This window comes from Occultella glacieicola, assembly GCF_004353825.1.
GTDB lineage: Bacteria > Actinomycetota > Actinomycetes > Actinomycetales > Beutenbergiaceae > Occultella > Occultella glacieicola.
This window is the reverse complement of sequence record NZ_SMNA01000001.1, coordinates 48,496-63,660: the sequence shown is the minus strand read 5'-3', so window position 1 is coordinate 63,660 and position 15,165 is coordinate 48,496. Positions and strand designations below refer to the sequence as shown.

Here is a 15,165-nt window from a genome sequence, read left to right as displayed (position 1 = left end):
GCCCGGGCGCCCGCGGCGGGCCCCGGGTGGCGCGGCCCCACGAGGCGCGGGACCGGTCCAACATGCAGTTCTGGCAGCGACGATCCGCCCCACCGGGGTCGGCGGGGCCGGTGGAACGGGATCAGTCGATGAGCTCCTCCACCGGGATGTCGAGGTCGAGACGCGGTCGGTCCGGCGGTGGCCCGCCGAGATCCGGTACCTCGAGTTGGGTCCCTCCGGCCAGGCTGGAGGCGTGCGCGAGCAGGCCCGGCAGGCAGAACTTCGCCGCCTCCCACACGTTGACCGGTGGCACGGAGCGGGTACGCACGGCACGCACGAAGTCGTCGGCGAGGAAGTGGTGCGACCCGAGGTGACCGTTGCGCAGCCCGGCGTAGACCCGCGGCAGTCGGGCGGTGGGGTGCACGGAGGCGTAGCGGCTGTTGAAGTCCTCCCGGAGCACCTCGTGCAGGTCGGCACGATCGGCGGCCCCGGCGCCGGCGGTCTCGGTGTCCCGGGTGTGCGCGGCGCAGGCGAGGATCTCCGACACGTCGGTGGGCCCGTCCTGACGGTCGACCCACAGCTGGCTACCGGCGTTCTCCTCGTACGAGGCGAGCGTGCCGTGGATGGTGAGCGGGTTGCTGCCGTGCCGGCCGCGCCAGCCCGACCGGCGGAACTCGTTGATCCGCATCATCCCGCCGTCGTCGGTGCGCATCAGCGCGGTCTGGTTCGAGAACGGGTTGTCCCACTCGTTGCGACCCGTGCCGAACACGCCGTCGTCCTCGGTGTCGGTGTAGCCCAGGCAGCTGACCTGGGTCACCCGGGCACCGGTCACGCCGAGCACGGCACCGGTCGAGTGCGTCGGGTAGTACATCGGCGGGAAGCCGGCCACGCGGCGCCAGTGCTCACCGCCGCTGTGCTGGAACGCCGTGTAGAAGCCGTGCGTCATGTCGTGGAGGTAGTTGCCCTCGCCGTAGACGAACGCGCCGAAGTCCCCGGCTGCGTACCGGTCCCGGCAGTAGATCGTGTGCGGGTAGTAGTAGGACGTCTCACCGCTGGCGTACACGAGCCCGGTTCGTTCGACCGTGGCGACGATCTGCTCGACGTCCGCCGGGCTCGACGCGATCGGCACCGCGCAGTAGACGTGCTTGCCGGCCTCGAGTGCTTCGATGGTGAGCGGTCCGTGCAGGTGCCTCTGGGCGAAGATGGCGACGGCGTCCACGTCGCTCGCGCACAGCTGCGCGTGGGAGGCCGCCGTCTCGGTGATCCCGTGCCGGGCGGCCACCTCGGCGAGCCGGTCGGGGATGAGGTCGGCCAGGACCACCCGCTCCACGAGCGGATGCTTCGCGAACAGGGGGATGAACGACTCCGCGAACAGGCCCGCGCCGCTGATGCCGATGCTGATCATGGTGTCCTTCGGAGGGCGTTCGGGATCCAGAGGCACGAGGGCAGCTCGGCCACGCCCACCACCCACTCGGCGACCGGGCGGGAGGCCGGCGGGCGCCTCAGGGCGAGGCTGAGCGTGTGCTCACCGGGCGGGAGGTCGAGGTCGACGGCGTGGCCGATCTGGCTGCTGTGCGGCGCGGGGAACATGGCCTGGGTGCCCGGGGCGCCGAACAGGTACTCGCCGTCGAGCCAGGCCCGGAAGTGCTCGGTGCCGTTGACCATGATCCGCACCCGGTCCCGGCCGCGGCCGTCGAGGGGATAGTGCAGGAGCAGGATCACGTCCTCGAACTCCTCGCGGGGCAGGCGTACCCACGTGCCGGGCAGCATCGCGTCGGTGGCCTCGACGCCGAAGTCCGGTAGCGGCGCGCCCGCGTGTGGAAGACCGGTCAGGTCCCGTCCGGCCCAGCTCTCGAAGTTCGTGTTCACCCAGGCGCGGCGCACGGTGAGCCCCACGCCGCGGGTGACGGGCTCGCCGGGATCGGGGGGTGGGGCACCGTTCAGCCGGACCCGGAGGCCGTCGACCAGGTCCGCGAACGCCGAGATGGTCGGCGGGGCGCTGATCCCACGGATCTCCGGGTTGAGTACCAGGTCGTCTCCGATCGGCCCGAGCCACCGGTCATCGATGGCGTCCGGGTCGATGATGGCCAGCAGGGCGCCGAGCGTGGCGGTGGAGGAGTCGGTGTCCCCGCCGCAGTTGTTGGTGATCAGGATGCGTTCGGAGAAGTCCGAGCCGGCGAGCCAGCCCAGCACCACGAATCCGGTGTTCGGCCGCACGTCGGTGAAGTCCGAGTTGGCGTAGGCGTCGACGATGCGCTCGCGGACCGCCTGCCAGCCCAGGCCCTCGGCGTGCCAGCGCCGGGTGTCGGCCACCACCCGGGCGATCCCGGTCGCCGGGTCGATGCCGTCGAGCGCCACGTCGAGGAGCCGGTGCGGGTCGGCCTCGGGCTCGCCGAAGGCCGCCGAGGCGAGTCGGGCGAGGAAGACGGCCACGGTCACCCCGTCCCCGGCATGGTCGAAGCAGGCGTCCTCGTAGGCGTACCGGCCGGCCAGGTCGGGATCACCCGGCGCCAGGCAGGCCCACAGCTCGGTGCGGATCGCGGCGCCCTCGCCGCAGGTGAACCAGTTGTCGAACGAACCGGTCTCGGGCGGAAGGAGCCCTTCGGCGAGGTTGCGCATGCCCACGCCGTACTCGTTCCAGGGAAACAGGACGTGGTCGGCCCAAGCCCGGGCGAGGACGAGCCGGTCGACCCGGGGGGTCGCCTGCGCCGCGAGCACGCAGGCGAACAGGACCTGCAGGTCGAGGTCGTCGTTCGGCACCATCTCGGTCGGCACCGGGTGGTAGAAGGACGCCGTGAGTGGCCCTTCAAGTCCCTCGAACGTCTGCCCGAGGGTGCCGCCGACGGCCTTCCCACGCCAGCAGGCGAGCATGCGTCGCCGATAGTCCGCGGCACCGGCCCGGTCCGGCCGCCGTTCGGCTGCATCGGTCATCGTGAACTCCTTCGGAGGGTCGAGCTGACGGACGGGCCTCAGCCCTTGAGCCCGGTCCTGGACAGGCCCTCGACGAACTGCCGCTGGGCGAACAGGAACACGATCAGGACCGGGATCACGGTGAGAGCGGTCGCCCCGATCTGGGTGTTGTAGAGCGGCTCGCCGTACCCGTCCTGGTAGCGGGTGAGTCCGAGGCCGACCGGAAAGAGCTCCTCGCTGCGCAGGAAGATCAACGGCTCGAAGTACATGTTGAACGAGGCCAGGAACTTCATGATCGCCACGGCCGCGATCGCGGGACCGGACAAGGGCAGCGCGATCCGCCAGAACAGCCCGAGTCGGCCGAGCCCGTCGAGCCGGCCGGCCTCCTCGAGCTCGCCGGGCAGCGAGAGGTAGAACTGCCGGAAGATGAAGACGCCGACGATGCAGGCCGGCCCGAAGATCGGGAGCACGATCAGCGGGATGTGGGTGTTCATCAGGCCGAGGTCGGCCACCCAGCGGAAGATCGGGATGATCGTCACCTCGCCCGGGATCATCATCCCGGACATCAGGACCAGGAAGAGCTTGCCGGCGAACGGGAACCGGATCCGTGCGAACGCGTACCCGCCGAGCGAGCAGACGATGATCGAGCCGATCGTGATCACGGTGGCCAGGTACAGCGAGTTCAGGTACTGCTGCGCGAACGGGGTGACCGTGAAGATCTTCGCGACGCCGTCGAGGGTCCACGTCTCCGGGAACAGCGTCGGTGGGATCCGGAAGAACTCATCCGTCGGCTTGAAGGCGGCGAAGATCATCCAGATCGTCGGGTAGATGAACGGGATCGAGAGCACACACAGGAGCGTGTACAGCACGATCTTCGACCACAGCCGGTGCCGGCGGGCATGCGCCGAGTCGGGCGTACGCCTGCTCCGGACCGGCTCGGAGCCACCTGTCAGATCGCCGGTGGCGCCCTGCGCCTGCGCCGTGATGACGTCAGACCTCATCGTGTACCCACCTCTTCCGAGAGCTCCACTGCAGGGCGGCGAGCACGAGGACGACCACGAACAGGACCACGCCGATCGCGGAGGCGTACCCGAAGTCCTGCTGTTCGAATGCGGTGCGGTAGAGGAGGTAGGAGATCACCGTGGTGGATCGTCCGGGCCCGCCCTGGGTCAGGATCTGGATCGGCACGAACACGTCCATCGCGCCGATCGTGGTGATCATGACCACGAGCAGGATGGTCGGGCTGATCAGTGGCAGGGTGATGGACCGGAACACCCGGCTCGGTCGGGCGCCGTCGATGCGGGCGGCCTCCTTGAGTTCGGCGGGCACGTTCTGCAGCGCGGCCAGGAACAGGATCATGTTCATGCCGACGCCCTTGAACACCTGGATCACCACGACGGTGACGAGCGCCCAGGTGGGGTCGCGCAGCCAGTTCGGGCCCTGGATGCCGATCGTGGCCAGGGCGCCGTTGATGCCGCCGTTCGCCGCGACGAGGTAGTTCCAGACCAGCACCCAGGCCACGGCCGAGACGATCACCGGGGAGAAGAAGAACGCCCGGAAGGTCGTGGTGCCCCGCAGCTTCTGATTCAGCAGGACCGCCAGCCCCAGGGCCAGCGTGATGTTGAGGACCATCAGCAACGCCGCGTACTTGAATGTCGTGAGGAAGGACGACCAGACCGTGTCGTCGGCGATCAACCGCGTGAAGTTGTCCAGCCCGATCCAGTTGAACTCACCGATCAGGGGACTCCAGTCGTGCAGGCTGTACCAGATCACGTACCCGAACGGCACGAGACCCAGGACGAGCACCCCGATCACGGCCGGGGCGGCGAACGAGAGCCCGACGGCGGCGTCGATCCGGGCCAGCCGCTTCGAGCTGCCTGATCGCCGCCCGGTGGTGCGACCGACCTTGCGGTCGGTCGCACCCAGCGGTTCGGCAGTCATCGGTCAGCCGGCGAGGCTGTCGGAGATGGCCTCGCAGATCGCCGGCATGACCGTGGCGGCGTCACCCTCCGGCACCCACAGGGCGTCGAGCCCGACGCGGACCGGATCGGCGATCTCGCTCATGTTGACGTGCCCGACCTTCGTCACGCCGACCAGGGCCTGGTCGATGACGGTGCCCTGGATCTGCTCCTCGGTGAGCGCCGGGGCGGCCGCGGAGAGGGTCTCGACGGTCAGCAGCGACTCCCGCGGCGGCGGGAAGAACTGGGCGAGCAGCGCCGAGTTCTCCGGGTTCGTGAAGTAGGCGAGGAAGTCCGCTGCGACCTGCGGGTTGTCGCCACGGGCGACCACCCCCACACCGCCCTGGCCGACCACCGGCACAGTTCCGGCCGGTCCGTCCGGCATCGGGACGAAGTCCCAGGCGAAGTCGTCGCCGAGCCCGGTGGAGGAGCTGAGCTGGGAGAGCCGCAGCCCCACCTGTCCAGAGGCGAAATCGAACTCGGCGCCCGGTTCGGCGACCGCGCCGGTGTCGTAGATCTGGCTGTGGAACCAGTCGAAGAACTCGACCATCTCGGGGGAGTCGAACGTGCACTCGGTGCCGTCCTCGCTCCACGGAGCCGCACCCCAGGACATCCACATCGCGCCGAGCGCCGAGTTCCAGTTGGTGAACGGGTCGTCCGACGGCTGGAAGCCGGTCGTCGAGGTGCCGTCCGCGACGGCCGCGGCGATCTCCATCGCCGTGTCCCAGGTCCACTCGCCGCTCGCCATCAGGTCGCGGGGGTTCGGCTGCCCCGCGGCCGCGAGGAGGTCGTTGTTGACGTACACCCCGAACGGGCTGTTCGAGAACGGGTAGCCGTAGATCTCGCCGTCGGCGGACCAGACATCGATCGCACCGTCGAGCAGGTCGTCGATCTCGTACCCCTCGGTCTCGGAGAAGGTGGGCTGCAGGTTGTACAGGACGCCGCTCTGCACGAACTGGGCCGCGTTCGCCTCCGAGACCCAGGCCAGGTCCGGTGCGTCACCGCCGGCGATCTGGGTGGTCAGGGCATTCACGTAGCCCGAGCCCGTCAACGGTTCGAACGAGACGGCGCTGACCAGGTCCGGGTTCTCGGCGATGTAGGCATCCGCGATCTGGTTGAAGATCTCGTGGTGGCCCTCGTTCGCGCTCCACATCACCATGCGGAGTTCGACCGGGCCGTCGGGGGCGTCGCCACCGCCCCCCGCGTCATCTCCGCCGCTGCAGGCGGCGAGGACCATCGCTCCCGCGCTGAGGCTCGCGGCGGCGGCGAGGAAGCGGCGGCGGTTCATCGATCCGGTCATCGGAACTCCTGTCGGTCGTGGGGCCGCATGACGGCCGGTCGTCGGTGGGGGCACCGGCCGGGGAGGGGCAGAGGTGTGTCTCGGAGCCCCGCACGGGGGCGGTGGGGTGCCAGGTCGGTAGCCATCGTTCGTCTTCACCTCAACATCGATGTTGGGTATCAGCAGGTCCTGCTTCGAGCGACGCTACTCGACGTTCGTCGAAAGTGTCTAGAGATTTTTGAAAGAATTTTCGATGTCTGCGCACGTGGCCGACCTCGGCGCGGGCGCACCGGCGGCCCGGCCGTGGCGCTCGCGTGGGCTCGGCCGGCGGCGCGACGGTCAGGCGCGAGGTGCGGTCGTGGAGTGGCGGACGACGAGCCGCGTCGCGAGCTCCGTGTGGTGCGGTCGCGTGGTCGCCTCGCCGAGCAGCGCCACGATCGTCTCCACCGCGGCGGCGCCCATCTGGTCGATCGGCTGTCGCACCGTGGTCAGGGGCGGCGACGCCAGCTGGGCCATGATGAGGTCGTCGAAGCCGATCACGCTGAGGTCGTCCGGTACGCGCAGGCCCATCCGGCGCGCAGCCTCGAGCACCCCGAGTGCCTGGAAGTCGCTCGCTGCGAAGATCGCGGTCGGGGGCTCGGGCTCGGCGAGCAGGGCGAGACCCTCCTCGAGGCCGGAGTCGTAGGTGAAGTCGCCGGGGATCACCCGGGGCGGTCCGTGGTCGAGGGTGGCCATGTTCAGCGCCGCCAGGTACCCGGACATGCGTGCACGGCTGGCCATCGCGGTCGGAAGGCCGCTGAGCATGGCGATCCTGCGGTGTCCGAGTCCGAGCAGATGCTCCGTGGCCTCGAGACCACCGGCCCAGTTCGTCGCGCCCACGCTGTAGGTGCTCTCATCCGGGTTGTTGAGTGGGTCGATCACGACCAGCGGGAGGTGGTGGGCCTCGAACCGGGCCCGTTGGGCGTCGTCGAGGACCGACGTGATCGCGATGACGCCGCGCTTGCCGGCCGCCTGGATCTCGTCGATCCAGCCGAGGTCGTCGGCGTCGTTCGGGTACAGCGACAGGCTGATGTCGATCTGGGCCGGCCCCGCGGCATCGACCGCGCCGCGGATCACGTCCAGGCCGTAGGGGGAGTGCATGTCCCGGGCCAGGATCACCACCGGAGTCAGCGAACCCCTGCGTTTCTTCGTCGCCACGTAGCCGCGGTCGCGCAGGATCCGGTCGACCCGCTCCCGGGTCACGTCGGAGACGTCGGCGCTGCCGTTCGCCACCTTCGACACCGTCGAGATCGATACGCCGGCGAGGGCGGCGACCTCGGCCAGCGAGGGCTTCTTGCGCTTGGTGGGTCGGTCGCCCATGACCGGCTCCTCTCGTTCTGGGCGGCGTCGCGCCCCCGATTCGAGTACAGACCCTAGCAAACAAACCGTAGAATTCTCCGAAAATATTCGTGTAGCCTTCGGTGAGGAGATGCTTCGGTGTGGACCGGAGCATGGCACAGGTCTCACATGGGAGTGGTGGATCGTGGAGCTACAGGCAGACATCGCCGTCATCGGCGGCGGCATGGGTGGGGTGTCGGCGGCCCTGGCCGCCCTCGAGGCCGGTCGACGGGTCGTGCTGACCGAGCAGACCCGATGGCTCGGCGGCCAACTGACCAGCCAGCTCGTCCCGACCGATGAGCACCGGTATATCGAGAACGACGGCGCGAACCGGTCCTACCGCCGGCTACGCGACGGCCTGCGCGAGCACTACCGCCGGAACTTCCCGCTCACCGACGCGGCGCGGGCGGATCCTCACCTGAACCCCGGCCACGCGTGGGTCAGCCCGGTCAGCGTCGACCCGCGGGTGGCCGTCTCCGTGATCGACGACCTGCTGATGCCGTACCTGGCCGCGGACCGGCTCGTGGTCCTGCGTGAGACCGCGCCGGTCGCGATCGCCACCGACTCCGATCGCGTCACCGCGGTCCGGGTCCGAACCGCGTCCGGCGACGAGATCGACATCACCGCCCCGTACGTCCTCGACGCCACCGAGCTCGGGGACCTGCTCCCGATGGCGCAGGTCGAGCACGTCTCGGGCCGGGAGTCGCAGGAGCAGACCGGGGAGCCGGGCGCCTGGCCGACGGCCGACCCGACCGACATGCAGGGGGTGAGCTGGTGCTTCGCGCTCGATCACCTCGCGGGCGAGGACCACACCATCGACCGCCCGGAGGACTACGACTACTGGCGAGACCTCCGCCCCCCGCAGCTGGACGGGCGCAGGATCCTCAGCTTCGGCGAGCCGGTCACGCCCGAGGGCAAGCCAGGTCGCGTCTACACGCTGAACCCGAACCCCGACGACGACGTCATCGACCTCGACCACCGCAACATGGGCCTGGCCCCGGAGCTGTGGAACTACCGAAGGATCGCTGTCCGCAGGTTCTTCTCGCCCGGCTTCTTCCGCAGCGACGTGGTGGTGGTCAACTGGCCGATGAACGACTACGTCGGCGGTCCGCTGTTCGGGGTGCCGGAGGCCGAGCACCACTGGCACCAGGCCAAAGCGCTGAGCCGGTCGCTGGTGTACTGGCTGCAGACCGACGCGCCCCGCCCGGACGGCGGGACCGGCTGGCCCGGGATGCGGCTGCGTGCCGACGTCGCCGGCACCGAGGACGGGTTCGCGATGTACCCCTACATCCGGGAGTCTCGCCGGATCCTCGCGCTCAAGACCATCGTCGAGCAGGAGATCTCGACGGCCTACCGCGGCGACGGCGGGTCGGAGCGCTACCCGGACTCGGTCGGCACCGGTCACTACTACTGGATCGACCGGCACCACACCACGGGCGACGGCCGGGGCGCCGGTGGCACCCCGCACCCGTTCGAGATCCCGCTCCGGGCGCTGATCCCCCGCCGGCTGCGCAACCTGCTCCCGGCCGCCAAGAACATCGGCACCACCCAGATCACGAATGGTGCCTACCGCCTGCACCCGGTCGAGTGGAGCATCGGTGAGGCGGTCGGCGCGCTCGCCGCCTACTGCCTCGACAACGGTACCGAGCCGCACGCCGTCGTCGCCGCCGCCGACGCGGTGGAGGACTTCCAGCGGGTGCTCACCGCCCGCGGCGTGCAGCTGCGCTGGGCGGAGGACAAGCGGTGGTGAGCCCGCCCGCTACCCATCGGGCCCGGTGGACGACGGGGCGCTTCCGCCGTTGCCCCGGATCGGGACGCTGGGCTCAATCGGACCCAGGGGCGACGAGGTGCTCGGCCTCGAAGCCGAGCAGCTCCCGCGCGGGGCGCAGGTCGATGGGCACCGCGTGGCCTGGCATCGGCCGGCGCCGAGGCACGCCGGGCCAGTACCGGTCGAGCAGGGCCTCGGTGGGTTCGCTGAGGAAGGTGGTCGGTGCGGCCACGAGCATCGCATGGGCACCACGACGGCGGGGGCTCAGCCCGGCGAGGGTCGCACGTGCGGCGTCGCGCACCTCGAGGTAGCTCCACAGGTCGAGGGCGCCGGCCGCGGGATCGGCCCGCAGCTGCTCGATGGCCGGCACGAGGGAGTCGCCGAGACCCGGCTCGAGGCCGAGCCCGCCGGTCATCGGGTACCGCAGCGCCACCACGTCCATGCCGTGGGCGCGATGCATCGCGCGGGCCGTCTCCTCGTCCACCCGCTTCGACAGCGAGTACGGGTCGGCGGCCACCGTGGGCAGCTCGACGTCCAGCGGGAGGTACGCGGGTGCGGCCGGCACCGGGCTGTACCGCAGACCGAGCGCGTTGATGCTGCTCGCGATCGCGGCCCGCCGCACGCCGGCGCGGCCGGCCGCATCGAGCACGGTGAACGTCGCCGCGGTGTTGCCGACGAACACCTCCTCGCCGCTGCCCAGGTGCGGCGCCGCACGGGCGGCAAGATGGACGACGGCGTCCGCCCCGTCGAGCGCTTCGCTCACCCGGTCGCGGTCGGTCGCCGAGCCGATCACGACCCGGTCGGTGTCCAGGTCTCCGGGGTCGTCGAGCACGAGGGCCGTCGAGGCGACGCCGGCCCGGCGCAGCGCCCACAGCACCGCGCGCCCGATCGTGCCGCCGGCCCCCGTGACCAGAACACGGCGCGGTGGGTCGGTGGACTGGGGCACGGGCCAAGTCTGCCGACCCGGTCGGGATGGGGTCGCGCAGACACGCGGAGCCGGCGGCGCGGGACAGGAGGCGGCCGGCTCAGACGAGGGCGGCCGCCACCGCCGCCTCGACGTGCAGGCGGGTGGTCGGGAAGACCGGGACCGGACTGTCCCGCGCCCGGATCAGCAACTCGATCTCCGTGCAGCCCAGGATCACGCCCTCGGCGCCGGCCGCGGCCAGTCGGTCGATGACCGCCAGGTAGATCTCGCGCGAGGACTCCCGGACGTCGCCGAGACAGAGTTCGTCGTAGATGATCCGGTGTACCTCGGCGCGCTCGTCGGCCGGGGGGACCAGCACGGTGAGGCCGGCCGCGGCGAGCCGGTCGCGATAGAAGTCCTGTTCCATGGTGAACGCAGTGCCGAGCAGCCCGACGGTGCTCAGGCCGGCCCGACGCACGGCCGCAGCGGTGGCGTCGGCCAGGTGCAGCAGCGGGATGTCGACGGCCGCCTCGACCCGGTCGGCCACCTTGTGCATCGTGTTGGTGCAGAGCAGCAGCAGCTCCGCACCGGCGGCCTGCAGACCGGCCGCCGCGCGCGCGAGAACCTCACCGGCCTCGTCCCATCGGCCGGCGACCTGGAGCGCCTCGATGTCGGCGAAGTCGACGGAGGCCAGCACGATGCGCGCCGAGTGCAGGCCGCCGAGCCGGTCACGCACCAGTTCGTTGGCGAGCCGGTAGTACTCGGCGCTGGACTCCCAGCTCATCCCGCCGAGCATCCCGATCACACGCGCTGCAGCCACCCCCCGACCCTAGTCACCCTCGGGCCGGACGGTCGTGTGGTCCAGCCATCCACCCGAGGGGTTCCGTTCAGTCTTCAACTGGGCCCCGATCCGTTGACGGCGCTTCGCACGCCGGTCGGTCGGCGTTCACCCGGGGCCGACAGGGTGGGTTCCCGGGCGATGACGTCCACCCTGCACATCACGACGGCGGGGACTCCACAACGATCCGGGGGAACGGAACGTGCGCATCAGAATGCGAGAACGACACGGGAGATCACGGCGCGCCGGCGCCGTCGCGTGGGTCACGGGGGCGGGCCTGGTGGCCGCCGGGCTGCTGGCGCCGCCTGCCCTCGCCGACGCCGCGGACGGGACGCCGGTCCTGACCCCGGAGCAGGGCACTTACCTGTACGGCGACACACCGGTCGCAGCCGAGCCGGTCGTCGCCGGGGACCCCGTCACCGCTCTCCGGATCGACGGTGAGAACCTCGCGGCCGAGCCGACGACGGGAAACGCCACCCTGCTGTTCAACGTCGGAACCAACTCGATCGAGGCCCGGTTCGGCAACGCGGTCGTCGTCAACGGCAACGTGATCCCGCTGACCGAACGGGACTACGTCGACGAACGGGTCGCCCTGCCGGTGCCGAACGACTTCCTCCTCACGGGCACGAACACGGTCGAGTTCGTCACCGGGTCGACCCCGAGCAGCTGCGGGGACAACTTCGACGACTTCGACGTCTCGGACCTCGCCATCGAGACGCTCGACGCCGACGTGGACTCCTCCGCGAACGAGTGGGCCTACCAGATGGGCGACGGCAGCTGCGGGTCGAACACGGCCCGGTTGCTCGAGGTGGCCCTGACCTTCGAGCTCGACGGCGCGCCCGGCACGACCACCGGCCTGTCCGGAGCCCTCGACACCACCACCCTGACGGACGGCACCCACACCATCGAGGCCATCACCGCCTCCGGGGCGAGCACGTCCCACTCGGTCATCGTGAACAACGGGGACCCGGGCGCACCGGTCATCACCCCGGAGGACGGTGCCCTCCTGAACGGGACCCGGACGTTCCTCGCCGCGCCCCCAGTTGAGGGCGGCAGCCCGGGCACTGTCGCGTCCTTCACCCTCGACGGGGCTCCGATGACCACGGTCCCGACCCTGGGTGCGGGCACGTCCGCGTTCGTGTTCACGGTCGGCTCCAACTCGATCGAGGCGCGCTACGGCAACACCGTGGTGGTCAACGGGCTGCCGATCATGCTCGGTGACCACGTCAGCGAGACGGTCCGCGTGGACGTGCCGAACACGTACCTGCTCGCCGGGTCGAACACCATCGAGGTGGTCGCCGGAACCTTTACGACGTCCTGCGGTGACAACCGCGACGACTTCGTGGTCTCGGATCTGAGCCTCGAGCTCTCCCAGGGCACCGCCGTCGGGCAGGACATCGCCGACTCCTACAACATGGGCGACGGGAACTGCGGCTCGGACACCACGAAGCCCAGGGAGATCAGCCTGACCTTCGACGTGGACGCCGAGACCTCCGGCCTGCGCGCCGACGTCGACACCGCGACCATCGCGGACGGTGAGCACACCCTGACCGCCACGACCGCGTCCGGCGCGACCGCCCGCCGCGCCCTCACCACCGACAACACCGGACCCGCGCTCGTCGGCAGCACCCCCGCCGTTGGTGCCGAGATCGGCTCCCCGGTGCCCCTCGCCGTCGAACTGGACGACCTGTCCGGGCTGCTCGGCGAGCCGACCCTCACCCTCGACGGCGCCGAGATCGCCCCGGGGACGTCCGTGGGGCCGGGCCTGACCGCCGGCGAGCACGTCATCGTCGTGAGCGCCGTCGACGTGCTCGGCAACACCTCCACGCACGAGATCACGTTCGTGGCGCTCGGCGTGCCGGCCGTGCCGACCGACCTCGCTCCGGCGAACGGCGCCGTGGTCACCACCGACTCCGTCGCGCTGTCCGCGGTGGTCGCCGAGCCCGACGGCGCCGACGTCACCGCGACCTTCAACCGGGCCAGCGCCGACGGCGCCACGACGGCCTACCAGGGCGTGTCGGACACCGTGCCGACCACGCTCGACATCGACGGTGCCCAGGAGGTCGGTGTCAACGCCCTGAACCTCGGCGACGGTCTCACCCTGGACTCCGACTCCGGCGCGGAGGTGGTCTACCAGCGGTTCGACCTCGCCACCGAGTCCGATCTGGACGGCTCGACCGTGGCCTGGCAGGGCACGATCGACCCGCAGCGCCTCGCCTCCCTCTACGTGTGGGATACCCGGGCCGGCGCGTGGGAGCTCGCCGACAGTGCCCGCGGCACGTTCGACGGCGTCACCGCGCTCTCGGCGCCGTCCGCGGCCCGGCACCTGGACGACGGCGTGGTGCACGTGCTGGTCACCGGGACCGACCCGTTCGCCGACGACATCGATCCGGGTGACCCGGACTCCTTCGCGGACCGGGGTGACTACGACTTCGCGCTCGCGCACTTCACGGACACCCAATACCTGTCCGAAGGCGCCGTCGAGCAGGAGAGCGAGCAGGAGCGGGCCGTCTGGCAGGAGGCCTACACCGACGTGACCCAGTGGATCGCCGACAACGCCGACGAGCGCGGCATCGCCTACGCCGCCCACACCGGGGACATCATCGAGAACTACACGCAGCGGGGCGACGACCCGGCCTACGTCGCCAACGCCCGCGCCGAGTACGAGGTGTCCTCGGCCGCCCAGGCCATCCTCGACGACGCCGGTATCCCGAACGGGGTCCTGGCCGGTAACCACGACAACGGCACCGGCACCGACGACGGCCCGGGGGCGCTCTACAACGAGTACTACGGCCCCGAGCGGTACGAGGCACTCTCGGGGACCTGGGAGAACGCTGCCTACGGGGCTCCCTGGCGGGAGGGCGACAACCAGAACCACTACGACCTGTTCACCGCCGGTGGCCTGGACTTCGTCGCGGTCTACCTCTCCTACGGCGTGACGAACGAGGAGGCGGACTGGGCGAACGAGGTGCTCGCGCAGTACGCCGACCGTAACGCGATCCTGCTCGCGCACGACTACCTGCGGCCCAGCCTGAACCCGGACGGTCGGGACGCCGGGTTCTCCAGCCGGGACGGTGCCCTGCTTTACAACCGGGTGGTCACGGTGAACCCGAACGTGTTCCTGGTGCTCGGTGGTCACGAGCACGGCGTCGGCACGAACGTGCGCAGCGACGTCGGCGCGGACGGCAACGGCGTGGTCGAGATGCTCGCGGACTACCAGTTCTACGAGGTCACCGCGGAGCGGGCCGGTCTCGTGGACATCGGCGGGTACGACCCGGCGCAGGGCCTGCGCTTCGGCGCGAGCTTCTTCCGGCTGTTGCAGTTCGACACCGACCGGTCCGAGATGATCGTGGACACCTACTCACCGTGGCTGGAGAACTTCGGCGCCACCGAGTTCGACACCGACGCCCGCTACAACGGGCTCGAGGACGACATGGTGCTCCCGGTGGACCTCTCCAGCCGGGCGACCAGCGTCTCGACGGACGGGGTGGCGTTGTTCACCCCGACCGGTGAGGTGATCGGGACGGCCACCGCCGTCTCCGGTTCGAGCGCCACGGTGACCTGGGCCGACCTCGAGCCGAACCAGACCTACGCCTGGTTCGTCGAGGCCGCCAGCGCCGCGGGTGGGGTGACCCTGTCCGAGACGAAGGTGTTCAGCACCGAGTTCGAGGCGCCGGGCGAGATCGTGCCGGTGCCCCGCGAGGCGCTGGAGCCGGGCAACCGGGGCACGATCGACCTGCCGCCCTCGGCGCGGGCCGGGGCCAGCCTCACGGTCGACGTCGGCGTCCAGCACGCCGGCACCGAGGTCGGTACGTACCTGTACGCGACGCCCCTCGGTGACGCGGCCGCCCTCGGCACCGCCGTGGTGGGCGATGACGGCACGGTCACGATCACGCTGCCCGCCGACGCCCGGGCCCGCGCCCGGATCGCCGTGCTCGCCGCGGACGAAGTCATCCTCGGCTGGGACGACATGACGGTGATCCCGACCCGGGGCTGACTTGGCTGACCTGGTCCGGCCTAGCGACACGGCGCAAGCCACTCGACGGCCCCCGAGTCACCCACGGTGACCTCGGGGGCCGTCGCCGACCCCGCCCCGCCACTCCGCTCCGCCGAGCGCGCGGTATCCCCCGGTGCGACCGGCGCGGACCGGGG

The 15,165-nt window shown here is 70.8% G+C and carries 10 protein-coding genes; 2 read left to right on the top strand and 8 right to left on the bottom strand.

The window, feature by feature from the left end; translation table 11 throughout:
• Positions 1 to 121: 121 nt before the first annotated feature.
• From EXU48_RS00315 to EXU48_RS00290, 6 genes are all read right to left on the bottom strand, one after another.
• Entirely contained in the window at positions 122 to 1,384 is a 1,263-nt protein-coding gene (locus tag EXU48_RS00315) for a Gfo/Idh/MocA family protein (RefSeq protein ID WP_133105600.1), read from the bottom strand.
• Positions 1,381 to 2,910, bottom strand: a complete 1,530-nt coding sequence (locus EXU48_RS00310; RefSeq protein ID WP_133105599.1) for an ADP-ribosylglycohydrolase family protein — start codon at positions 2,908 to 2,910, stop codon at positions 1,381 to 1,383. The genes EXU48_RS00315 and EXU48_RS00310 overlap by 4 nt, the downstream gene beginning before the upstream one ends.
• Positions 2,911 to 2,948: 38 nt before the next feature.
• Positions 2,949 to 3,890: a carbohydrate ABC transporter permease gene (locus tag EXU48_RS00305; protein WP_133105598.1), complete on the bottom strand. Its 942-nt coding sequence runs from the start codon at positions 3,888 to 3,890 to the stop codon at positions 2,949 to 2,951.
• A complete protein-coding gene (locus tag EXU48_RS00300; RefSeq protein ID WP_133105597.1) occupies positions 3,880 to 4,830 on the bottom strand; it encodes a carbohydrate ABC transporter permease in 951 nt (316 codons plus the stop codon). The genes EXU48_RS00305 and EXU48_RS00300 overlap by 11 nt, the downstream gene beginning before the upstream one ends.
• 3 nt (positions 4,831 to 4,833) lie before the next feature.
• The gene (locus EXU48_RS00295) at positions 4,834 to 6,147 is read right to left on the bottom strand and encodes an extracellular solute-binding protein (RefSeq protein ID WP_133105596.1); all 1,314 of its coding nucleotides are present in this window, start codon (positions 6,145 to 6,147) and stop codon (positions 4,834 to 4,836) included.
• Between the two features lie 318 nt (positions 6,148 to 6,465).
• Positions 6,466 to 7,485, bottom strand: a complete 1,020-nt coding sequence (locus tag EXU48_RS00290) for a LacI family DNA-binding transcriptional regulator (RefSeq protein ID WP_133105595.1) — start codon at positions 7,483 to 7,485, stop codon at positions 6,466 to 6,468.
• Between the two features lie 163 nt (positions 7,486 to 7,648).
• Between EXU48_RS00290 and EXU48_RS00285 the strand changes: the two genes are divergently transcribed.
• On the top strand, positions 7,649 to 9,253 hold the full coding sequence (locus EXU48_RS00285; RefSeq protein WP_207947560.1) for an FAD-dependent oxidoreductase: 1,605 nt from the start codon (positions 7,649 to 7,651) through the stop codon (positions 9,251 to 9,253).
• Between the two features lie 73 nt (positions 9,254 to 9,326).
• Here the strand turns inward: EXU48_RS00285 and EXU48_RS00280 are convergent, their stop codons facing one another.
• Both EXU48_RS00280 and EXU48_RS00275 read right to left on the bottom strand, forming a co-directional pair.
• Positions 9,327 to 10,217, bottom strand: a complete 891-nt coding sequence (locus EXU48_RS00280; protein WP_207947559.1) for an NAD-dependent epimerase/dehydratase family protein — start codon at positions 10,215 to 10,217, stop codon at positions 9,327 to 9,329.
• 79 nt (positions 10,218 to 10,296) lie between these two features.
• On the bottom strand, positions 10,297 to 10,995 hold the full coding sequence (locus tag EXU48_RS00275; RefSeq protein ID WP_268958134.1) for an aspartate/glutamate racemase family protein: 699 nt from the start codon (positions 10,993 to 10,995) through the stop codon (positions 10,297 to 10,299).
• 232 nt (positions 10,996 to 11,227) lie between these two features.
• On the opposite strand from EXU48_RS00275, the gene EXU48_RS25260 reads away from it, so the two are divergent.
• Positions 11,228 to 15,010: a metallophosphoesterase family protein gene (locus EXU48_RS25260; protein ID WP_133105593.1), complete on the top strand. Its 3,783-nt coding sequence runs from the start codon at positions 11,228 to 11,230 to the stop codon at positions 15,008 to 15,010.
• Positions 15,011 to 15,165 lie beyond the last annotated feature (155 nt).

Coding starts and splice junctions, on each gene's coding strand:
- EXU48_RS00315 (WP_133105600.1), bottom strand. CDS start 1,384: ATGATCAGCATCGGCATCAGCGGCGCGGGCCTGTTCGCGGAGTCGTTC.
- EXU48_RS00310 (WP_133105599.1), bottom strand. CDS start 2,910: ATGACCGATGCAGCCGAACGGCGGCCGGACCGGGCCGGTGCCGCGGAC.
- EXU48_RS00305 (WP_133105598.1), bottom strand. CDS start 3,890: ATGAGGTCTGACGTCATCACGGCGCAGGCGCAGGGCGCCACCGGCGAT.
- EXU48_RS00300 (WP_133105597.1), bottom strand. CDS start 4,830: ATGACTGCCGAACCGCTGGGTGCGACCGACCGCAAGGTCGGTCGCACC.
- EXU48_RS00295 (WP_133105596.1), bottom strand. CDS start 6,147: ATGACCGGATCGATGAACCGCCGCCGCTTCCTCGCCGCCGCCGCGAGC.
- EXU48_RS00290 (WP_133105595.1), bottom strand. CDS start 7,485: ATGGGCGACCGACCCACCAAGCGCAAGAAGCCCTCGCTGGCCGAGGTC.
- EXU48_RS25260 (WP_133105593.1), top strand. CDS start 11,228: ATGCGAGAACGACACGGGAGATCACGGCGCGCCGGCGCCGTCGCGTGG.